Source organism: Candidatus Andeanibacterium sp., from assembly GCF_057143545.1.
This window is the reverse complement of record NZ_DBNHSF010000038.1, coordinates 1-21,282: the sequence shown is the minus strand read 5'-3', so window position 1 is coordinate 21,282 and position 21,282 is coordinate 1. Positions and strand designations below refer to the sequence as shown.

Below are 21,282 nucleotides of genomic sequence, written 5' to 3'. Positions count from 1 at the left end.
TGTAAGAGGAGCCGCATATGTACGACTTCAATCCCGAGAGGCGGAGAATCCTGGGCTGGCTGGGAGCGGGTGCGGCGCTGACCTTCGGGTTCGCAATCGTCAGCCAGAACGCCACCGCGGCCAAGGGCAAGTTCAGGATTTCCTACAGCGAAGCGGAATGGCGCAAGCGGCTGACCCCGAGCGAGTTTGCCGTGCTGCGCGAGGAAGCGACCGAGCGGCCGTTCACTTCGCCGCTGAACGACGAGAAGCGCAAGGGCACCTTCGTTTGTGCCGGATGCGCCAATCGCCTGTATTCGAGCGCCACCAAATATGACAGCGGGACCGGCTGGCCAAGCTTCTGGCAGCCGATCGACGACGGCGCGGTCGGCTATTCGACCGACTACAAGCTGGGCTACCCGCGGCGCGAGGTCCATTGCGCGGATTGTGGTGGCCACCTTGGCCATGTGTTCGACGATGGGCCGCGCCCGACCGGCAAGCGCCATTGCATCAACGGCGTCGCGCTCGACTTCCTGCCGGCCTAGCCGATCACCTGCCAGACGCGGAACTCGCCGTCGGCCTCGGTAAACACGGGCTGTAGCCATGCCGGCACCCGGCCGGCGCGCAACTCGGCCGCAAATCCGCCGGGCGAGTGATGGGCATATTGGGCCATTTCCGCCAGTCCCGGGCACAGGGCGACATATTTGGTGCCGCGCGTGCGCAGGCTGCGGCGCGCGTCGGCCGAGCTTCCAAGGAAGGTCGTGATCAGCTCGCGCATGGCCGCGTTGCCGCGATGATGGCCAGTGGCGACGACGCTCAGCTCGCTGTCGAGAACGATCTGCGGGCTGATGTCGAGCGGGGCGAGGACTTCCGCCCGGCCGAGCTGCCCGAGTTCGCGCGCCGCCGAAGGGACATCGCAATCGGCGGCCCGGCTTATGGCGACGGCCTCGCGCTGCGCCTTCGCCGGGACCGCGAGGGCCAGGAGCGTGAAGGGCAGGGCGGGGACCAGCGCCAGGGCAATCGCGACGAAGGCGGCGATCCGCTTCTCGGTGCGGCGCATGCGCCGCAAGGCGTGATACCAGTTGGCGATCTGCCAGCCGAGCGGCGGAGCCGCCAGCGCCCCGGCAACCGCACCGGCGCGCGCCACGAACACCGCCACCGCCAGGGCGGCGGCGATCAGCAGCGCGTAGTCGAACCAGAAGCGGCGCAACCAATCGGTGCTTTGCGCGCCCAGCCTGATGGCCGCGACGAGGCCGATCAAGGGCGGTACCACGATCGGCAAGATGTCTTGCGGCCGCTGCTGCCAGATCGGCAATCCTTCGATGACGTGGCTGTACCAGTATTGCCGGACCACCGGGTCGAGCGCCGAGAAGCTGCCGGAAGTGCATTGCGGCGCGGCGAAATAGACAATTGCCAGCGCCCCGGCGGCGATCAGCGCGAAACCCATGATCTGGAACGGGACCGGGTGCGGACGGAAGGTAGCCATCCCCGCAATGCCCACCGCGCCCCAGGCAAAGACCGTCAAGTGCACCGGGGAGATCGCGTCGCAATGATTGACGAACTCGCCAACCCCGCGCGTGCCGAGAAACAGGGCCAGCGATCCCGCGGCAAGCGCCAGCATGGCGTGAAACAGCCACTGGCGGTCGGTCTTGCCTTTCAGCCAGCGCAAGGCAAGCACGCCGATGAAGGCAGCGGCCATTGGCAGGCCTTCGAGCGAAATCGACATCCAGGCGGCCAATGCCAGGCCGATGACCCAGCCGCCGACGCGCGGATTGCGCGCCATGAGGCCGTTCGCCGCAACCAGCGCCAGCACGATCTGCCAGCCGTGATGATCGATCCTGAGCGGGCGCAACTGGCTGACCACGGGTACCGAAAGCGCCAGTGCAAGGCAGGCAAAGCCGGTTGCTTCGGCACCGATCAGGCGCCATGCAATGCGCCCGGCGAGCAGCAGCGCGATCGCAAGCGTCAGCAGCGGGATCAACACCAGGGTGACGGCTTCCGCGCTCGACTGGCCGAGCAAGGGTGTGAATACCAGCAGCGAAGCCGCCAGCGGGATGTCGACCAGCCGCGACCAATGCATCGGCACGCCGCCATTGGGGCTGTCGACCCGGTGCTGGGTGAGATCGAACCAGCCCTGGCCGGCGAGCAGGTCGCGGACCTGCTGGAGCCGCAGCACGTCGTCGGGGTCGGGGAAGCGCAGCGCGAGGATCGCACCGAGATTGGTCAGCACGGACAAGACCGCGACCAGCAGGAATGCGAGGCCCGCGCGCTGCAGCAGCTCGCCTTCGAAGGCGGAGCGGCGGCGTTCGGTGAGCAGCGTCACGACCCGCTCCGGTGACGAAACACGACCTGGCTCCGCAGCAGCCAGGTGCAAACAAAACTGACCCCGATCGCCACCAGCTTGGCGAGCCGCGGGTCGAAGCCCAGCGCATCGCCGATGCCGACAATGCCTGTCGTAAGCGCAAGCCCGACCAGCGCCGAGCCGACGAACAGCGCCTTTTGCCGGGTTCGCGCAGGTCCGCGCTCGGCAACCCTGCCATTGAAGACCGAGCGGCTGGAAAGCAGCCAGTGGGTGAGGATGCCGATCGAATAGGACAGCGCCGAGGCCGGCGCGGCGGGGGTTCCCAGCGACAGCAGCGCCAGGAAACTGCCCATGTCGACTGCCAGCGCAACAGCGCTCGCCACCCCGTAGCGGAACAGGAGTTCAAGCGTGTGGCGCTCGGCTCCCGCTTGCGTCATTTCTCCACGAGCGGAGCGCCGACCGGAAAAGAAGGTGGCCAGCATCGCACCCTATCCCTGATCCGCCCGGACGGGTTGGCCGGTAGCACCGTGAACCAGGTCTGGCGAAGTGCCCTCGCCTCCGCGCCAGCGCAGCATCAGCCATGGCACCCGGTCGGGCGCGAACTGCTTGCGGTGATGGCGGTCGAAATAGGGCGGCATGTGATCGCCGACGATCAGGATATCGGTCGGCGGGAAATCCGCCGCGGTGATCTCGCGGACAAGCGCCTGGTCGACCGCGTCCCAGATCGCGAACTGGCGACAGATCATCGGCAGTTCCGCCGCCAGCTTGGGCGAGACGGTCTCGCAATGATCGACATCGAGATTGTAGCTCGGCGGGACCGGCAGGTGCGAATTGACCGTCAGCCAATAGACGAATTGCGGCTTTTCGGCGGATTTGAGCCGCTCGGCGAGCAGCTTGGGCACGTCGCGATCGCAAGCCCCGGGGAAGACCCCGCCGCAAATGCGGGTCCCCTGTTCGACCAGCCGGTCGGCAAAAACCTGTTCGTCGAAGCCGATATTCGGATACCAGGTCTCGCGCTCGAAGAAATCGCCGGTGAAGCTGTGATAGGCAATCGAATCATAGCCCTGCGCGCGCAACTGCGCGGGCAGGCAGCCAGTATCGGTGCGGTCGAGCAGGTCGTGATAATCGCCCCAGCGGCCGCACAATTCGCGGATCTCCCCGGCTGTGGTCGAATTGTAATAGGTCGTCTCGCCGGTCGAGAGTTCGAACCGGTCGGTGACCGCCGGGTCGCGATAGCGTGCGAACAGCAGCCGCGACATTTCCTCGTTCGCCACCGGAACCCCGAGGGACTCGACCATGATCACCATGAGGTTGCGCTGCGCAGGCGCGGCACCCGAAACCAGGTCGGACTGTTCCATGGCCGAAGTGAACGGTGCCCCGGCCACGGCTTCGCGCTTGTAATGGCCGCGCATGCCCGTCCCCATCCAGATATCGAGCGATGCGACGCCGAGAACGGCGATCACGGCAAGAACCAGAAGCCGGTTGTCGGAGAACCCGCTCCTGCGGCGCAGGGCGAACCAGGCGCCGCCGGCCAGCACGAGCAGGGCCGCTGCCCCGTACATGTATTCGATCGACTGCGACGGATCGAGTTCGAGAAAGAATTTGAGCGAGGCGAGCAGCGAGGACAGCGACAGGTTGAACAGCCCGGCCACGAAGGAGAGGATCGAATAGGCCAGCAATCCGATAAAGGCGAGAAACTGCAGCCAGCGTAGGTGATGGCGCACGATCAGTCCGATCGCGCCGCCAAGGACGATCTCGGCATGGCGCGGTGGGGCGCCGATGATCCACATCAGGGCGAAGCCGGCGTTGAAGACGACGACCCAGACCAGCAGCCAGGTAAGGAAGCCCGACCGTTCGCCTTCGGCAAACGGCAGGGTAAGCCCCCGTTTGAGGCGGGCGGCAATCGGCGGCGGCGAGAGCGCTGCGGTCGCCATCTCAGGCTGCGTCCTGTTTGCGTTCGGGGGCGTCCACACGCTGCGGCACGTCCCGCAGCGATTGGAGCGCGGCGGCCTGGTCTGCGGTGATCGCTTCGCGCGACGGCAGCGCCGCTTCGGCGCCTTCGTTGCCAGCCTCGTGATACTCGGCGTCTTCGTTGACGCACCAGGTGTCGTAGATCCGTCGGCCCGCGAGGATGTTCTCGACCGTCAGCATCGCGGTCATCATCGCGTGGTCCTGGTTGTTGTAGCGGTGCATCCCGTTGCGGCCGACGAGGTGGAGCGTCGGGAACTTCTCCTCGAGCTCTGCCCGCATCGCCGCGACATTGGCGGCATAGCTCTCGTCATAGACCGGGTAGGCCTTCTCCTGGCGGACGACCGCGCCGCCGACCACGTCTGCGGGATCGCACAGTCCCAGCAGGCCCATTTCCACCTTCGCGAGCTCGACCAGGTCGTCGTCGGACGAAGCCCACAACCCGTCACCCTCGAAACAGAAATACTCGAGGCCGACGCAGGCGACTTCCTGGTCGGGCACCATTTCCGGCGACCATGAGCGGAAGTTCTGTACCCGGCCGACCTTCACCTTGCTGTCATGGATATAGATCCAGTTGTCCGGGAACAGATCTTGCGCCTTGATCATCAACGCGACGGTGAGGAAATCGCGGTATCTGAGCTGCGAAGCATTGAGCGCAGTATCGGGCAGCGGGTGGAGGCGTGCCGCCAGTTCGCGCATCGGCGCCGAACTGATCGCGTGCCTGGCCGTGATCACCAGCTCGCCCCCGGCGCTGCTCGCGGTCAGGCGCCAGCCGCTTTCGCCGTCCGCTGCGAGCTGCTTGAGCGCGTGTCCCATATGGACCTTGCCGCCGGCCGCCTCGATCTTGTCGCGCGCGGCTTCCCACATCATGCCCGGGCCAAGCCGGGGATAGCGGAAGGTTTCGAGCAGCGTTTTGACCGCCTGCCCGTCATTCGGCCGCCGGTTGAGGCCGAGCGAGCGCTTGAGCCCGTCGGTTACCGCACCCCACAGCGAGAGGCCCTTGATCCGCTGGGCAGCCCAGTCGGCGCTCATTTCGTTGCAGGGCATGCCCCACACCTTCTCGGTGTAGGTCTTGAAGAAGATCGAATAGAGCTTCCGCCCGAACTGGTTGGTGGTCCAGTCCTCGAAGCTCTTCACCTCCCTGATCGGGAAGAGCTTGGACCAGGCATAACTCGCCATGCAGGCAGCCGAACGCCAGATTCCCAGATTGCGCAGCGCCTCGAAGGCGCGCAGTGGGTAGGAATAGAATTTGCCCTCGTAATAGATCCGGCTCATCCGCGGGCGCTGGATGAAGTCGTCGGGCAGGATTTCGTTCCACAGGTCGACAACCTGTTGGCTTTTCGAGAAAAAGCGGTGGCCGCCGATATCGAAACGATAGCCCTCATGTTCGACCGTGCGGCTGATGCCGCCTACATAGGTCGCGTCCTTCTCGATGATCGCTACAGATTTGCCTTGCTTGGTCAGGAGATATCCGGCGGTCAGTCCGGCCGGCCCCGCGCCGACGATCGCGACATCGACTTCGACCTCGCTTGTGGCCCCCGGTTCCCTGATTCCAGACATGAATGCCCCTCACTTCGCGCCCCTTCACCGGGAGTGAAGGAAAATGGTTAGGGGATGGTTAACACCCTTATGGATTGGTCCCGTCGAGCGGCACGGAAATCCAGGTCCCGCATTCGACCGTGCAATTGCCCTGCAGCCGCGAAGCAAGCCGCGCCAGTTCGGCAAACTGGAACGTATCCGAGAAGACCAGCCCGTATTCGTTGTCCTTGCGCCAGCGCACGCTCGCCTGGATGATCGGCAATTGGTCGGCTTCGAGCCTCAGTTTCTGGTCGAGCGCGAGCCGCAGCGGGCTTTCGATCCGCGCACCCTGTTGCGAAAGATTGCGAACCACCACACCGGCGGTGGTACCGTGGCACGAGATCAGCGCCGGCAGCTGGAGCTTGAGGCGCACCGGCCGTTTGGGGAAGCGGCTCTTGTTCTGCAACAGCCGGTCGATGTCGACCGGCACGGAAAAGCGGAATCCGGCGGACCCGTCGCGCTCCCAGACCCGCTCGATCGCGTGCTGGTCACCATTGGGCAGTTCGAGGGTGAGCTGCTCATTGTGCGGCAAGGGGTGGAAGGTGCGGATGCTGACCCCGGTCGACGACGCATCTCGGATCACGCAGAGGAATTCGCCAGAGGCGCTGATCAGCTTGGCGGTGCGGATCAGCAGGGTAAAGCGGGGCGAAATGCGCTGTTCGTCGCCATCGCCATCACCGATGACCGCCAGTTCCTCCAATGTTTCCTGCGCCAATTCGCCCATCTAACGTCCCCTCGGTTCCTCCAGCCGGAACCGAAATCACCTGCCGGCCCCGCTCTGCGCAGGCGTTATCGCGCGCACGAGTTAGAACACGGCAAGTATGGGACTACGCAAGATTACCTAAGATTCCCTAACCGGACGCGGGAGTTCAGGCGGGTGGTGCGGGCGGCAGGACTCGAACCTGCACGAGGAAATCCTCAGGGGATTTTAAGTCCCCGGCGTCTACCATTCCGCCACGCCCGCAATCGAGCGCGCTCTAGCGCTGCAAGCCGATGCTTACCAGTAGCGCTTTGACGCGATCGCCGCGCCTTGGGCGAGCGCGGCCAGCTTGGCCCAGACGATTTCGGGATCGAGAGTGTTGCTCCCGGCATGGACCGAAAACCCGCAATCGACCCCTGCCATCACCCGCTCGCGCCCCAGCAGGTCGGCATAACGTCCGATCCGCTGGGCGATCAGTTCGGGGTGTTCGATATAGGGCGATTGCGGCTCGACCATGCCCGGGCACAGCACCTTGCCTTCCGGCAGCGCGTGTTCCTCGAAGAACGCGAATTCATGCGCATGGCGCGGATTGGCGCCTTCGATCAGCACGGTCTGCGGCTTCGCCTGCCAGACGATGTCGGCGATATCGGCGAGCGGAACGTCGCAATGATGCGGCCCGGGATAATTGCCCCAGCACAGATGCATTCGCAGCCTATCCGCCGGGATATTGCGCACCGCATGGTTGAGCGCCTCGACATTCATCTCGAGCTTTTTGCGGAAGCCATCGATGTCGAGCCGAGTGAACTGGACATGGCGGCCCATCGCCATGTCCGGACAATCGAGCTGCAGCGTGATCCCGGCATCGGCGATCGCCTCGTATTCGTGGCGCAGGGCCTCGGCGATGGCGAAGACATAGGCTTCGTCATCCTCGTAATAGCGGTTGGGGAAGAACAGCGCGGTTACGCCCGGCGAAGCCGCGCTCATGAAGGTCTCGTGACCTCCGGCAAGCCGGTTCAGCCGCGCGGCGTCTTCCTTCGGCGCCTCCATGTCCTTTACCGTGATCGGAGCAGTGCAGGCCGGGGCCGAGCGCTTGGCTCGCCCGGTGTTGCCGAATACCTGCGCCTTGGCGCCAGGAAACTCCTCGAGGTCCTGGAACTCGTATTGCCCGGCCTCGCCATCGAAGCCGGTCAGGCGATGCTTGATATATGTTGCGTAGCTCGGCTTCGACATTTCCCCGTCGCCGATCACGCTGATCCCGGCCTCGACCTGCCGAGCGATGACCTGGGCGGTGGCCTCGTCGATCGCTGCGTCGAGCGCAGCCTGGTCGACCGGCTCGCCGCCCTCGCGCGCGAACATCAGTTCGAGCAGCTGTTCGGGTCGCGGGAGGCTCCCGGTATGGGTGGTCTTGAACCCGCTCACGCCAGCTCTTCGCGAACGATCGCCGCCCCTTGCGCCATTGCCCGCATCTTGCCGAAGGCGACTTCGCGGGGGAGGTATTTGAGCCCGCAATCGGGCGCGACGACAAGCTTCTCTGCCGGGACATGCGGCAAGGCGCGGCGAATTCGCCCGGCCACGGTCTCGGGCGTCTCAACCTCGTGGGTCGAAAGGTCGAGCACGCCAAGGATGATGGTCTTGCCCGGTAGCGTCTCGAGGACCGAGGTATCGAGCTTGGACTGGGCGGTCTCGATCGAAATCTGCTGCACCTCGCTGGCAGCGAGTTCGGGCAGGAAGCTGTAGCCTTCGGGCCGTTCGTGGATCAGATGGGCATAGCCGAAACAGATGTGAAGGGCCGTCGTCCCGGTGACGCCATCGAGCGCGCGGTCCAGCGCCTGGAGGCCGTATTGGCGTGCCTTTTCCGGCCGCGCCTGCATATAGGGCTCATCGAGTTGGACGATGTCCGCCCCGGCGGCGAACAGATCCCTGATTTCCTCGTTGACAGCCCCGGCATAGGCCAGCGCGAGCGCTGCCGGATCGCCGTAGAAATCGTCTTGCGCCTGCTGGCTCATCGTGAACGGGCCCGGCACGGTGATCTTGATCGCCTTGCCGGTATGCTGCTTCATGAACTCGACATCGCGCACCTGCACCGGGTGGCGCCGGCTGATCTCGCCGGTCACGCGCGGGACCGGGACCGGCTCGCCGCTGCGATCGAGCGCGGTGCCGTGGTTTTCCATGTCGACCCCGTTCAAGGCCGTCGCGAAACGGTTGGAGTAGCTTTCGCGCCGCATCTCGCCATCGGTGATGATATCGAGCCCCGCCCGTTCCTGCTCGTGCATGGCGTAGATCGTGGCATCGTCCCACGCTTCCTCAAGGAATTCCTCCGGGATGCGCCAGAGCTCCTTCTGCCGGGTCCGCGGCGGGAACCGGCCGGCCAACTTGGCGCGATCGATCAGCCACTCGGGCTGGGCGTAAGAGCCGACCAGCGAGGTCGGCAACAGGGGAAGATCCATCAGCCGGCAGCTTCGAGCACGTGCGGCCGCACATCGTTGTTGGGGTGATGGTCGCCCGCAAGCCAGCGCTTCAATTCCGAATGCGCGTCCTTGGCGCGCATCGCATTGATCTTGTCGGCATGTTCGGCATCGCAGGTAAACTCGACGATCATCCCGTTGGGATCGACGACATAGACCGAGCGGCAATAGCCGTGATCGAGCACATAGGTCTGGGGAGGTTCAAGCCCCGCACTTTCGATCCGCCGCTCGAGTTCGGCCTGAGTCTCCTTGTCGACATTGAGCGCGATGTGAATGAAGGGCGACGAAGGAATATCGGGCCCGAATTCGGCCTGGTCCTTGTCATCCGCGAATTGGAAGAAGGCCAGCGCGCTGCCGTCGCCCAAGCCGAAGAAACAGTGGCAATAGGTGCGCACCGCGCCAAACAGTTCTTCCTGCTCACACCAGGTCGCAACCAGCGGGAATCCAAGCATATCTTCATAGAAGGCGCGCGTCGCCTCGAGGTCCTTGGTGACGTAGGCGGTATGGTGCAGGCGGCTTGGCAATTTGCTCATGTGATCTCTCCCAATGGCCGGGTGCGGGACTCGGCTGAACCGCGAGACTTTAACAGAGCTTCGCGCTGGTGCAATTCGCTCAATGGCTTCCCTTGACAGTTGCCCTTCCGCGCAGGGATAGCTTGGCGGATGTAATCGGTCGCGCGACTGATGCGAAATATCGGCAGCCACTTTTTCGCGTCGCGCTCCAGGGAGAACAGCCATGCGGATCGGGAAGCAGGACCAGCCATACAGCGCGATTTGCACCTCGGACGCGACCAGCATCACTGTGCGCGGCCGGGATTTGTGCGGCGACGTGATCGGCCAGATGGACTTCACCTCCTATTTCTGGCTGCTGGTGACCGGCGTCGAGCCCAATGATGAACAGCTGTTCTTCGCCAATGCTGTGCTGTGTTCGCTGGCCGAGCATGGCCTGGTGCCGAGTGTCGTGGCCGCCCGGATGACCTTTGCCGCCGCGCCCGAAGCGCTGCAGGGCGCAGTTGCTGCCGGGTTGCTCGGCTGCGGCTCGGTCGTGCTGGGAAGCGCCGAGGCCGCCGGGCGGTTCTATGTCGATTGCGTCTCCGACTGGCAGGAAGCGGGCGGCAGCGCCAAGGATGCCGCCACGCGGGGCATCCAGCGGCTCCGGGCGGCGAAGAAACCGATCCCCGGCTTCGGCCATCCGCAGCATTCGGACGGCGACCCGCGCGCCAAGCTGCTGCTGAAACTGGCGGAAGAGCGCGGCGTGGCAGGACAGCATGTCGAAATGCTTTATGCGATAAGGGACGCGCTGCCCGAAGCGATCGGGCGGCCGCTACCGGTCAACGTCAACGGCCCGATCCCGGCTGTGATGCTCGATGTCGGCTGGCCGCTCGCGGCGCTCAAGGGGCTGGCGCTTTTGTGCCGGACGGCAGGGCTGGTCGCGCATCTCACCGAGGAGGCCGAACGACCGATCGGATTTATCCTTTCGGGCAAGGCTGCCGAGGCGATCGAGTATGATGGGCCGGAAAGAGGCTGAAGACCCTTGCCATTGTCCCGCTCCGGCCTGCAACGTGAGACACGCGTGCTGAAGGGAGGCCGACTATGACCATGAAAGCACACAAGTTCGCAGCCTTGGTTGGCCTGCCTTTCGCGTCGCTCGCGCTATCCGCATGCGAAACCACGCCCGAAGGCGAGGCACCTTACGAACCCAGTGCCTCGATGGGGATGCTGATCGCGCGGGACAATTGCGCGAGCTGCCATGAATTGTTCCTCGACCGGGAATCCCCGAACCCCGACGCGCCATCCTTCCGCGAGATCGTCAACCGGCCGGGCATGACGCCCGAAATGCTGGCCGCCTGGCTCAGGGACGGGCACAATTATCCGGCCGAAATGGGATTCCATCTCGAGCCGCACAGGGTCGATTCGCTGGTGCTCTACATGATCCGCCAGCAGTCCGAGGAACCGGCAAGCTGACCCTGGGGAGAACATCGCGCCGCAGATTGCATTGTTCCGCCAAACATCGTCACCCTGAACTCGTTTCAGAGTCCATTTCTCGCGACTGACAAAGGTTCCTTGTGGCGCGATGGATGCTGAAACAAGTTCAGCATGACGCCGGTAGGGTGAACTTCACTCCCCGCTTGCCAACCCTGTTCTCCCCTCGCAGAGTGGCGAGCGGGAGCAGCGGATGCCGGCAGCAGAATTCGACTTTGTGGTGGTTGGAGGCGGGTCCTCGGGAGCATGCCTCGCGGCGCGGCTAGGCGAGGACGAGGGCACGACGACGTGCCTCCTCGAAGCAGGCGGACACGACACCCATCCCTTCATCCACGTCCCGAGTTTCGTCGCCGCCGCAATCCAGCGCAAGCCGACCAACTGGAACTTCGCCACCGTGCCCCAGCCGGGCATGGCGAACCGGCAAATCCCGGTGCCGCGCGGCAGGGTGCTGGGCGGATCGGGCAGTATCAACGGGATGGTCTATTTCCGCGGCCATCCGACCGATTACGACGACTGGTCGGACGCCGGCTGCCATGGCTGGTCCTATCGCGAAGTACTGCCCTATTTCACCCGCACCGAGCATAACGAGAACTATCCCGAAAGCGTGTTTCACGGCCACGGGGGCCCGATCAACGTCAAGCATGTCGACGGGCCAAACGAGCTCAATTACGCCTTCATGGAAGGGCTCGCCTCGCTGCAATTCCCCGCCTGCCCCGATTTCAACGGGCCCAATCCGGAAGGCTATGGCCGGCGCCAGGGGCTGATCGGCAAGGGCCGCCGCCAGAGCACGTCGATCCAGATGCTGCGGCCCGCCGCGGCGGCGGGCAAGGTCCATGTCCAGACCGACGCGCCGGTCAAGCGGGTGCTGGTCCGCGACGGGCGCGCCACCGGCGTCGAACTCATCGACGGGCGGGTGATTTCTGCCCGCCGCGAAGTGATCCTGTGCGCCGGGACGGTCCAGACTCCGCAGATCCTGATGCTCTCCGGCATCGGCCCTGGAGCGCACCTGCAAGAGCTCGGCATCGACATTGTAAGCGACGTGCAAGGGGTGGGCGCGAACTATCACGACCATGTGGCTTCGCCGCTTCATATGGAGACCAGCGATCCGACCTCTTATGGCATCAGTTGGCAGGCGTTGCCGCGCGATGTCTTCTGGTTCATCTGGTACCTCGCCACCCGCAAGGGTCCGCTCGCCGGCAACGTGTTCGAAAGCGTCGCCTTCCTTAGAACCGATCCATCGCTCAGCCGGCCCGACGTGCAATTCGTGTTCCAGCCGGCCAGGCGGCTGACGGTGAAGGGCGTGCCGTTCCCGGTCGGCCATGGCTATGCGATCAGCCCGGTCGCGCTTTACCCCAAGGCGCGCGGCACGGTCCGGCTGGCGAGCCCCGACCCCGCCGCCGCGCCGCTGATCGACCCCAGGCTGCTTGGCGAGCCCGAGGATATCCACCCGCTGATCCGCGCGCTCAAGATCGCGCGCAAGGTGTTCGCCAGCGAGGCCTTCGCCAAATATGATGGCGCCGAAGTTGCGCCCGGCCCCAAAGTCCAGTCCGACGACGAGCTCGACGCTTATATCCGCGAGACCGGCTACACGGTGCACCACCCGGTCGGCACCTGCCGGATGGGGAGCGATCCCGAGGCAGTGGTCGACACCCAACTTCGCTTCAACGGCATCCAGGGGCTGCGGATCGCCGATGCCTCGATCATGCCGAGCATTATCGGCGGCAACACCAACGCGCCCTGCGTGATGATCGCCGAGCGCTGCGCCGATTTTATCCTCGGCAGGCCGCCGCTACCTGCCGCCCAATTGCCGCCCGAGAGCGTGGCGCGCTACAAATAGAGTTGAGAGGAAGCCAATGGCCCAGGAACATGTGAAAAGCTGGCAGATCGGCGACGTCACGGTGAGCCGGATCGTCGAATTGTGGGACTTCCAGGACAATATCGCGATGACCATGCCCGAGGCCACGCCTGAGGAAGTGATCGCGATGGACTGGCTCCACCCGCATTATGCGACGCCCGAGGGCCAGCAGCGGATGAATTTCCAGGGATTCGTCGTCCAGGCCCCCAATGGTTCTGGGGGACGCCGAGTCATCGTGGTCGACAGCTGCATCGGCGCCGGGCGCGAGCGCGATTTCGATGTGTTCTGCAATCTGCCGGAAGGCTTCATCGAGGACCTCGAAAGCCTCGGCATTACGCGGCATGACGTCGATACGGTTCTGTGCACCCACCTTCATTTCGACCATGTCGGGTGGAATACCTACAAGGACCCCGAGACCGGCACCTTCAAGCCGACCTTTCCCAATGCGCGCTACCTGTTCGGGCAGAAGGAATACGACGCCTGGGAGAACCATATCCGCCATGACGGACATCATTCGGACACCCATCTGGTCGAATGCGTTGAACCCATCGTCGCGGCGGGCATGGCCGATTTCATCGCGACCGATCATCGCATCACGAATGAAATCTATTGCGAGCCAAGCCATGGCCACACGCCGGGCCACATCCATGTCTGTATCGAGAGCCGGGGCGAGCGCGCGGTGATCACCGGCGATTTGATGCATCACCCAATGCAATGCGCGATGCCGCATCGCGAGGCGACCTTCGACCTCGACAAGGAAGCGGGGCGCCAGACCCGGATGGGCTTCGTCGGGAAATATGCCGATAGCGGCGTCCTCATCATCGGCGCGCATTTCGCCGAGCCGACCGCGGGCCATATCCTCGCCGACGGCAAGGGCGCGCACTGGTTCCGGGGACTGGGACTGTGATCGTGCGGGCGCTCTCTGCTTGCTCTCCTCCCCGGCAAGGGGAGGTGGCAGCCGCGCAGCGGCTGACGGAGGGGTGTCGCCCTCTCGATGGGGGAATGCCCCACCACCACGCGCTTCGCGTGCGGTCCCCCTCCCCTTGCAGGGGAGGATCGAAATGACCAAGGAAATCCCGCTCTTTCGCTATGACATCTTCACCCCCGAGGCAGTGCGGAACGCCCGCGCGGTCGATGACGAGGTGCGCGAATTCGCGCCGGTGGTGCGCCTGCACGACGATGTCGTGATGCTCGGCCGGCACGAGCATGTCTCGAAGGGCCTGCTCGACTGGCAAAGCTTCTCATCGACCTCGCGTCCGTGGCACGATCCCGACAGCCCGCGCCCCGAAATCCTCCTGACCGACGATCCGCCGCGCCATACCCAGGTGCGCAAGGTCGTGCAGGATGCGCTTTCTCCGCGCGCGCTCGAAGGCGCCAAGGCCATTTTCCAGAAGGCCGCCGAGGAATTCGTCGACGAGCTCCGCGCAAAGGAAGGCGAAGTGGTCGACGCGGTGGGCGACATCACCCAGGCCTATATCTTTCGCGTGCTGCCCGACGTGCTCGGCCTGCCGCAGGCAGGCCGCCATCACATGCACGGCTTCTCGCAAATGGTCTGGGCGACGATGGGCCCGCCGGGCGAGCTGTTCGACGAAGCGATGAGCCACGACTATTCCGAGGTCGTCGAATGGCTCAACGCGACCTGCGAACGCGACGCGATCGATCCCGCAGGCATCGGCGCGGAATTCTTCCGCGCCGCCGATCGCGGCCAGGTGACGCTGGCCGAGGCCAAGCTGCTGCTGCAGACCGTACTCAGCGCCGGGGCCGATACGACCTATCTCACCATGGCCAATGCAATCCGCGCCTGGGCGCTGTTCCCGGGCGAATACGAGAAATTGCGCGCCGATCCGAAGCTGCTGCGCAACGCCTTCGATGAATCGCTGCGGTGGGATTCGCCCAGCCGCATGGCCGGGCGCATGGCGACAAGGGATGTCGAAATCGAGGGTTACGTCATCCCCGCTGGAACCAAGGTCGGGCTGATGTTTGCCGCCGCCAACCGCGATCCGCGCTTCTGGGACGCGCCCGAAGAGTATCGCATCGAGCGCGACACGAAACACTCGCTCGGCTGGGGCTATGGCGTGCACGGCTGCGTCGGGCGAATGCTCGCCCAGACCGAGGCGCAGGCGCTGCTGGGCACGATCGTGCGCGAGGTCGCCGGGTTCGAGATCGCGGGAGAGTATGAGCCGTGGATGACCACGGTGGGCCACGGTCCGATCAGGCAGCCCGTGCGGCTCCGCTTTGGCTGACGGCATGGCTGCTCCCGTCACCCGGATCGACGCAATCCGCTATGCGCGGCACGAGCGGAACGCCGCGGCCAATTTCAGCGAGCCGGTCGACGACCACGACCTGCCGATGCCGCTCGACTATTTCATCTGGGCGATCCACCGCGCGGATGACGAACCGCCCGTCATCGTCGATACCGGGTTCGGCGAAGGTACCGCTGCGGCGCGCGGTCGCACGCTTACTCGCCCGGTGGTCGAGGGCCTGCGCGATGCCGGGATCGACCATCTCTCGGTTGAACATGTGATCCTGACCCACCTGCATTACGACCATGCCGGATCGCTCGGCGTGTTCCCCAATGCGAAATTCCATGTCCAGGACGCCGAACTGGCCGGCGCGACCAGCCGCGCGATGTGCAACCATGAGACGCGCGCGCCCTTCGATGGCGAACCGGTCGCCCAGCTGGTGCGCAAGCTCTATGCCGACCACGTGGTATTCCATGACGGCGACGAGGAATTCGCCCCCGGCATTACGCTGCGCCTGTGTGCCGGCCACACCGCCGGATTGCAGGTTGTCTGCTGCGAAACCGAGCGCGGGACGGTCGTCCTCGCCAGCGATGCGGCGCATCTTTACGCCAATATCGCGCGCCGGCTGCCCTTCCCGATCTTTATCGACGAGCCTGCCTATCGCGCTGCGCAAGCGCGCGCGCTGGAGCTGGCGGGAGGATCGCTCGATCACCTGATCCCCGGCCACGACCCGCTGGTGCTGGCCTGTTTCCCTGTCAAAAACGACATTGCGCGGGTCGACCTGCCGCCGCATAGGCCGATCGCGGAGATGCTATGACGACTGTCGGATTTCTGGGACTTGGCCGCATGGGCGGGCCGATGGCTGCGCGCCTGGTGGGCGAGGTCGACCGGCTGCTGGTGCACGACCTGTCGGCGGACGCCGTCGATGCCCTTGTCGCAAAGGGCGCCGAAGCCGCCGGCTCGGCGGCAGCGCTGGGCACCCAGTGCGCAATCGTCTTTACCAGCCTGCCGACCCCGCCGATCGTGCGCGAGGCGGTACTGGGCGGCGAAGGGATCGCTTCCGGCGGATCCCCGGCAATCATCTGCGACCTCTCGACCTCGGGCCCGGCGCTGGCGCTGGAGCTGCACGAGGCGCTGACGCCCAGGGGCATCGCCAGTTTCGACGCGCCGGTCTCGGGCGGGATCAGGGGGGCGGAGCAGGGCACGCTGGCGATCATGGCCGGAGGGCCTGAGGCGCAGTGGCCCCGGCTTGAGCCCTTGCTGCAGATACTCGGCAAACCCTTCTATATGGGCGAGACTCCCGGCGCGGGCCAGGTGACCAAACTCGCCAACAACCTCCTCAGCCTCGCGGCGATCGCGACCACGGCGGAGGCGATGACGCTCGGAATCAAAGCCGGGCTCGATCCGGCGCGGATGATCGAAGTCTTGAATGCCGGGACCGGAGCCAACTCCGCCACGCGCGACAAATGGCCGCGTGCGGTCCTGCCCCGGACCTTCGATTTCGGCTTTGCCGCCGCGCTCAGCCTCAAGGATACCAGGCTGGCGCTGGAGGAGGCCAAGGCGATGGGCGTGCCCCTGCCGACCGGCGAGCGGCTCGAAGAATTGCTGACGCGCGTGCTCGAGACCTACGGCGAAGACGCGGATTTTACCGAGATGGCCAAGATTGTCGAAAGGGATGCAGGGCTGGACCCGGAACGCGCGGCCTGATCGTCAGGCCTCGTTTGCACTCAGCGGTTCGGCTTCGTCATTGTCGGCGACATTGGCCTGGGCGACTATCTCGGCCAACCTCGCCAGGCCGAGCGTCTCTTCGAACACCAGCCCGTAGATATTGGCCTTGCGCCAGCGCACCTTGGCAAAAATCGGTTCGAGGTCTTCAGCTTCGATCCGCACCAATTGGTGGACCGCCAGGACCTCTTCGCTCTCGATGCAAGCGCCCTGCTGCGAAAGGTTGCGGATCGTGACGTCGCAATTGATGTCGGAAAAGCGCAGGCTGCCCTGGAGCTGCGTTTCGAGCCGCAATTGCCGCTTGGGCAGGTTGCCGTTCGAGAGCTTGACGATCCGGTCGAGCCTGACGTCGTTGTTGAATTTCAGCCCGGCATATTCCTCGTTCTGCCACACGAGCTGGACAGTGAACTTCTCGCCATTGGCGAGCTGGAACTCGATATATTCGTCCGGCGGGAGGAAGCCGAAATGGCGCACGCGAACGCCTTCTTCGGAAGCGTCGCGGACGATGCAGAGAAATTCCCCGTGATGCGAGATCAGCTTGGCGGTCTGGATCAGCAGGGTGAAACGCGGCGAGGCGCGGCGATCGTCATGCAATTCCGCGACCGGGGCCGACCGCTCATGCTTGCGATCCATGGGCAGGGGAAGCGGTGCGACTGTGCCGCCGGCTTCCGTGCAGGATTCCTCCTGCTGTGCCGTGGATTCGGGCACTGGTGTCATAACCGGATTCGCCCCCCTGTCCGCGAGCTGGGTGCAGCCTAACGGCCGCATCCGAAGCAGGGCTAAAGCGAGAGAGTTAAGTAGCGCTTACCCCGCGGCCGAATGATGGTTACCGGGCGATTCAGATATCGTTGCGGATGGTCGCCAGCGCGCCGCCGTCGATCTCCCATTTGGCGCCGTTGACATAGCTCGCTTCGTCCGAAAGCAGGAAGCTGACGACATCGCCGACCTCGCGCGGCTGGCCAACGCGGTTGAGGGTCGCGGTCTGGCCGAGCTTTTCCATCCCGGCTTCGACCGAATCGAACATCTGCTCGAGCATTCCGACCAGCAGCGGGGTCTCGATCACGCCCGGCATCACGCAGTTTACGCGGACGCCCAGCTGCGCCACCTCGCTGGCTGCGGTTCGGGTCAGCCCGACCGCGCCATGCTTGGCGGCGTTGTAGGCGCAGGCTCCTGCCAGCCCGCGTTCCGAACCGATCGAGGCAGTATTGACCACCGCTCCCGAACCGCGGCGAACCATGTCGGGCAGGACGTAGCGCAGGCCAAGGAACATGCCGCGCAAATTGACCCGCAGGACCTTGTCGAACTGGTCGACCGGATAGGTGTGGGTCGGCGACAGCACGCCTTCGATCCCGGCATTGTTGAAGAACCCGTCGATCTGGCCAAAGGCATCGAGCGCAGCCTCGGCATAGCCGATCGTCGCCGCTTCGTCGGAGACGTCCGCGACCTGGCCGATCGCGTCGTAGCCGGCAGCTTTCAGCGCTTCGACCCGTTCGGCGAGCCCGCCCTCGACGATATCGACCATGAACACGCGCGCGCCTTCGCGGGCGAGGATTTCGCAGGTTGCGAAGCCGATCGCTCCGGCGGCGCCGGTGACCAGCATGCTCTTGCCTTCGTGACGTCTTGTCATGGCTTGGATGTCCTGAATGGGAGGGTGAAGAGGAAGAGGATAAGCTTGAAATTCAGTAGCTTGAAGGCTGCGCGTGCTTGTTCCGGGGTAAGCGTTGCGGTCATCGGCATGGTCCCGAAGACCTTGCCCTTGAGCACGAGATCGTTGCCCTTGCGCTCGATCGCAGCGACGTCCATCAGCTCGCTCTTGTCGGCGGAATAGATCTTCATAGCGCCACCCGAATGCTGTCGAAATCGACGCCCAAATCCTCGCACATCACCTGCGCGGTCGCCCGGCCCGCACCGAACACCCCGCCGCCCGGATGCTGGAACGGCCCGACAAGGTACAGCCCTGCGACCCCCGGTACGCGATACTGGCCGAGTTCGGGCGTCGGGCGGTGGGCGCCGGACTGGTAGGTGGTGGTGGCGATGCCATGGAGGTCGCCGCGGAAGAAACTGGGGCTGGTGCGCTCCATGTCGACAGGCGAGTCGCAATGGTAATCGAGGATCACATCGGGGACGTTTTCGATGAAATCGCCCATCCGCGCGATCATCTTCTCGGCGAATTCGCCCTTGGCTTCGTCCCAGCTGCGGCCGTCCTTGCGTTCGTAAGGTACGTAGTCCCAAGCGTGGAAGATCGCCTTGCCTTCGGGGCAGCGCGAGGGATCGTGCTGGGTGAGCGAACCGATTCCGACCAGCGGAGTGGGGCTGAAATTGCCGTAGCGGAGCTCGTCGAAAGCGCGGCGCATATCCTCGTAGCTGGCGGGCATCAGCTCGTACATCACCGCCGACAACTCCTCCCCCTGCGCCGTCTTCGCCTTGAATTTGAGCGGCGCGTCGAGCGCGGCATGGACGGTGAAGCAGGCGGCGTCGGTGATGTGGGTGCGCCTGGCGTGGCGGGCGATCGCGGCGGGCAGCGAGGGCACCAGTTCGGGCAATATATGCGGATGGATCGCCCCGATAATACCGTCCTTGGCAGTGTAGCGCGTCCCGTCGTCGAGCACCACGCCGCTCGCGCGGCTGCCGTTGGACGTCACTTCACGCACTTCGGCCCCGGCAATCACCTTGCCGCCATGATCCTCGATACAGGCGATCAGCGCGTCGGTCAGGCTGCCCGAGCCGCCGACTGGCACCCCGAAACCGAACTTTTCAAGGAACCCCAAAAACACATAGGCCCCGATCCCGGTCGCCTTCTCGTCAGGGCTGACGAGGTTCTCGCCCGCGACCCGCCCGAAATGCGCCTTGACCTTCTCGTGTACGAACAGCTCGTCCATCAAGTCCTTGGTCGAAACCTGCATCGTCCGCCAGATTTCGCGGCCTTCGGCGCTCTGGTCCATCATCGCGGTCGATGCGCCCAGCGGCATCGGCGGGGTGTAGAGCGAAGCCTGGATCATCGGCAGCCATTCGGCGGCCTGGCGGCTCATGGCGAGGAAAGTCTCGGCGTCCTTTTCGGAGAACCTGCGGATCGCCTCGGCGGATTTGGCCGGGTCGCGATGGAGCGGCAGGGTCGCGCCATCTTCCCACACCGACATCATCGGCACATCGGGACGGACATATTTGAGGCCGTATTTGCCGTGGAGGCCAAGCTCGTCGTTAAGCAGCAACGGATTGCCCTGGATGAAGATGTGGCTCATCGAATGCTGGTCATGATGAAAGCCCGGCCGGGTGAGTTCGCGGGTGACGCAGCCGCCGCCGAACCATTCATTGCGCTCGAGCACCAGCACGCGCTTGCCCGCGACCGCGAGGTAGGCCGCCGCGACCAGCCCGTTATGGCCCGAGCCGATGGCAATGATATCCGCGTCGCTCATTCTTGCCTTCCTCTTACACGCAAGCCGAATGGACGATATCGGCCAGCTTCTGGCAGCGCTCGATATTGGCCGCCTGGGTCATCACCCCGGCGCTGCACATCGCGAAACTGACATCGCGCTCGGGATCGACCCAGAACACAGTGCTTCCCGCGCCGTAATTGCCGATCGTATGCGGACTCGCGAGCGTGCCGAACAAATGATGGAACACGCCCGTTCCGCGCACCTGGAAGCCGAGCCCCTGGTTGGCGGGCGGGACCGCCCAGCCGGCATTCTCGGCGACGCGCTTGTAGAGCTCGTTGGGCATGGCGCCGGTATGGACCTGGCTCGCCAGCTTGATCATCGCGGGCGAGAGGATGCGCCTGCCGTCGAGTTCCCCGCCGCGCCGCAGCATTTCGCAGAAGCGATAGAGGTCGCCCGAGGTCGAGGCGCAACCGACATGCGGCGCTTCGACTTCAGGGTCCTCGAACAGTGCGTGATCGCCCGCGATATTGCGCGACAAATGCTTGATCGGGACGGTCCCGCGCATGTCGGGGCGGACATGGCGGGGCTTCAAGTCCGCCCGCAGCCCCATCGAGGTCGAGTTCATGCCGAGCGGATCGAACAAATCCTCCTTGAGCAGGGTCCGGTAGTTGCGTCCCGCGGGATCGGTGCGGACCAGCGCCATGCCCAGCAGCACATGGTTGACCAGCGGCGAATAGTCGCAGCGGGTGCCGGGCGGCACCGCGCCATGGACATTGGCGATGCTGGCCTCGAACAATTCGTCGAGCCGGTCGAGGAACATCCCTTCCAGCGGCGTCCACACGCCCGGCATCCCGGCCGTGTGTGTAAGCAGGTGGAAGAAGGTCGCCTCCTCGCGCGGGGCGCCGGTGAATTCGGGCAGCACGTCCCTGACCTTGGTCGTCAGCGCAAATCGGCCCTGCTCGATCGCCCGCAGGATGAGGACGTTGGTGAAGGCCTTGGTGGTCGAAAAGATCGAGAAGACATTGTCGAGCCTCAAGGGCCGTTCGCCCGCCGAATCCTCCGCCCCGAGCGCTTCCTCGAACACCACCACCCCGCCGCGCCCGACCGTGAGCAC

21 protein-coding genes and 1 tRNA gene are annotated in these 21,282 nt (G+C 64.8%); 8 read left to right on the top strand and 14 right to left on the bottom strand.

Annotation, left to right across the window (positions count from 1 at the left end):
• Positions 1-17: 17 nt before the first annotated feature.
• Positions 18-521 carry a peptide-methionine (R)-S-oxide reductase MsrB gene (gene msrB / locus AC16XC_RS02385; RefSeq protein WP_484033034.1) on the top strand — a complete coding sequence of 168 codons (504 nt, stop codon included), beginning with the start codon at positions 18-20 and terminating at the stop codon, positions 519-521.
• Here msrB and AC16XC_RS02380 read toward each other — a convergent pair.
• The 9 genes from AC16XC_RS02380 to AC16XC_RS02340 form a co-directional block, all read right to left on the bottom strand.
• Positions 518-2,299: a hypothetical protein gene (locus AC16XC_RS02380; RefSeq protein ID WP_484033033.1), complete on the bottom strand. Its 1,782-nt coding sequence runs from the start codon at positions 2,297-2,299 to the stop codon at positions 518-520. The genes msrB and AC16XC_RS02380 overlap by 4 nt on opposite strands.
• On the bottom strand, positions 2,296-2,760 hold the full coding sequence (locus AC16XC_RS02375; RefSeq protein WP_484033032.1) for a GtrA family protein: 465 nt from the start codon (positions 2,758-2,760) through the stop codon (positions 2,296-2,298). Before AC16XC_RS02375 ends, AC16XC_RS02380 begins: the two co-directional genes overlap by 4 nt.
• A 6-nt stretch (positions 2,761-2,766) precedes the next feature.
• A complete protein-coding gene (locus AC16XC_RS02370) occupies positions 2,767-4,212 on the bottom strand; it encodes a sulfatase-like hydrolase/transferase (RefSeq protein ID WP_484033031.1) in 1,446 nt (481 codons plus the stop codon).
• A gap of 1 nt (position 4,213) precedes the next feature.
• Positions 4,214-5,806, bottom strand: coding sequence for an NAD(P)/FAD-dependent oxidoreductase (locus AC16XC_RS02365; RefSeq protein WP_484033030.1), 1,593 nt, complete (start codon positions 5,804-5,806; stop codon positions 4,214-4,216).
• Positions 5,807-5,873: 67 nt separating this feature from the next.
• A complete protein-coding gene (locus AC16XC_RS02360; protein WP_484033029.1) occupies positions 5,874-6,548 on the bottom strand; it encodes a PilZ domain-containing protein in 675 nt (224 codons plus the stop codon).
• A 154-nt stretch (positions 6,549-6,702) separates the two neighbouring features.
• Positions 6,703-6,788, bottom strand: a tRNA-Leu gene (locus AC16XC_RS02355).
• A 33-nt stretch (positions 6,789-6,821) separates the two neighbouring features.
• Entirely contained in the window at positions 6,822-7,943 is a 1,122-nt protein-coding gene (locus tag AC16XC_RS02350) for a cobalamin-independent methionine synthase II family protein (RefSeq protein ID WP_484033028.1), read from the bottom strand.
• A complete protein-coding gene (locus tag AC16XC_RS02345) occupies positions 7,940-8,971 on the bottom strand; it encodes a 5-methyltetrahydropteroyltriglutamate--homocysteine methyltransferase (RefSeq protein WP_484033027.1) in 1,032 nt (343 codons plus the stop codon). Before AC16XC_RS02345 ends, AC16XC_RS02350 begins: the two co-directional genes overlap by 4 nt.
• Positions 8,971-9,522 (bottom strand): VOC family protein, encoded by a 552-nt coding sequence (locus AC16XC_RS02340; protein WP_484033026.1) that lies wholly within the window; start codon positions 9,520-9,522, stop codon positions 8,971-8,973. The genes AC16XC_RS02345 and AC16XC_RS02340 overlap by 1 nt, the downstream gene beginning before the upstream one ends.
• A 202-nt stretch (positions 9,523-9,724) precedes the next feature.
• Between AC16XC_RS02340 and AC16XC_RS02335 the strand changes: the two genes are divergently transcribed.
• The 7 genes from AC16XC_RS02335 (at position 9,725) to AC16XC_RS02305 (ending at position 16,776) form a co-directional block, all read left to right on the top strand.
• Positions 9,725-10,516: a citryl-CoA lyase gene (locus AC16XC_RS02335; RefSeq protein WP_484033025.1), complete on the top strand. Its 792-nt coding sequence runs from the start codon at positions 9,725-9,727 to the stop codon at positions 10,514-10,516.
• A gap of 65 nt (positions 10,517-10,581) precedes the next feature.
• Positions 10,582-10,953, top strand: coding sequence for a c-type cytochrome (locus AC16XC_RS02330; protein ID WP_484033024.1), 372 nt, complete (start codon positions 10,582-10,584; stop codon positions 10,951-10,953).
• Positions 10,954-11,164: 211 nt separating this feature from the next.
• Entirely contained in the window at positions 11,165-12,808 is a 1,644-nt protein-coding gene (locus tag AC16XC_RS02325) for a GMC family oxidoreductase (RefSeq protein ID WP_484033023.1), read from the top strand.
• Positions 12,809-12,824: 16 nt separating this feature from the next.
• Complete coding sequence (locus AC16XC_RS02320) at positions 12,825-13,733, top strand: MBL fold metallo-hydrolase (protein ID WP_484033022.1); 909 nt, start codon at positions 12,825-12,827, stop codon at positions 13,731-13,733.
• Positions 13,734-13,887: 154 nt separating this feature from the next.
• Positions 13,888-15,069: a cytochrome P450 gene (locus AC16XC_RS02315; protein ID WP_484033021.1), complete on the top strand. Its 1,182-nt coding sequence runs from the start codon at positions 13,888-13,890 to the stop codon at positions 15,067-15,069.
• A gap of 4 nt (positions 15,070-15,073) precedes the next feature.
• Positions 15,074-15,886: an N-acyl homoserine lactonase family protein gene (locus AC16XC_RS02310; RefSeq protein ID WP_484033020.1), complete on the top strand. Its 813-nt coding sequence runs from the start codon at positions 15,074-15,076 to the stop codon at positions 15,884-15,886.
• On the top strand, positions 15,883-16,776 hold the full coding sequence (locus tag AC16XC_RS02305) for an NAD(P)-dependent oxidoreductase (RefSeq protein WP_484033019.1): 894 nt from the start codon (positions 15,883-15,885) through the stop codon (positions 16,774-16,776). The genes AC16XC_RS02310 and AC16XC_RS02305 overlap by 4 nt, the downstream gene beginning before the upstream one ends.
• 3 nt (positions 16,777-16,779) lie before the next feature.
• Here AC16XC_RS02305 and AC16XC_RS02300 read toward each other — a convergent pair whose 3' ends face one another.
• The 5 genes from AC16XC_RS02300 to AC16XC_RS02280 form a co-directional block, all read right to left on the bottom strand.
• Positions 16,780-17,502, bottom strand: coding sequence for a PilZ domain-containing protein (locus AC16XC_RS02300; RefSeq protein WP_484033018.1), 723 nt, complete (start codon positions 17,500-17,502; stop codon positions 16,780-16,782).
• Between the two features lie 130 nt (positions 17,503-17,632).
• Positions 17,633-18,421: an SDR family NAD(P)-dependent oxidoreductase gene (locus tag AC16XC_RS02295; protein ID WP_484033017.1), complete on the bottom strand. Its 789-nt coding sequence runs from the start codon at positions 18,419-18,421 to the stop codon at positions 17,633-17,635.
• Positions 18,418-18,630, bottom strand: coding sequence for a hypothetical protein (locus AC16XC_RS02290; RefSeq protein ID WP_484033016.1), 213 nt, complete (start codon positions 18,628-18,630; stop codon positions 18,418-18,420). Before AC16XC_RS02290 ends, AC16XC_RS02295 begins: the two co-directional genes overlap by 4 nt.
• Positions 18,627-20,207, bottom strand: coding sequence for a phytoene desaturase family protein (locus AC16XC_RS02285; RefSeq protein ID WP_484033015.1), 1,581 nt, complete (start codon positions 20,205-20,207; stop codon positions 18,627-18,629). Before AC16XC_RS02285 ends, AC16XC_RS02290 begins: the two co-directional genes overlap by 4 nt.
• 13 nt (positions 20,208-20,220) lie before the next feature.
• On the bottom strand, positions 20,221-21,282 hold a 1,062-nt coding region (locus tag AC16XC_RS02280; protein WP_484033014.1), incomplete at its 5' end, for a serine hydrolase domain-containing protein.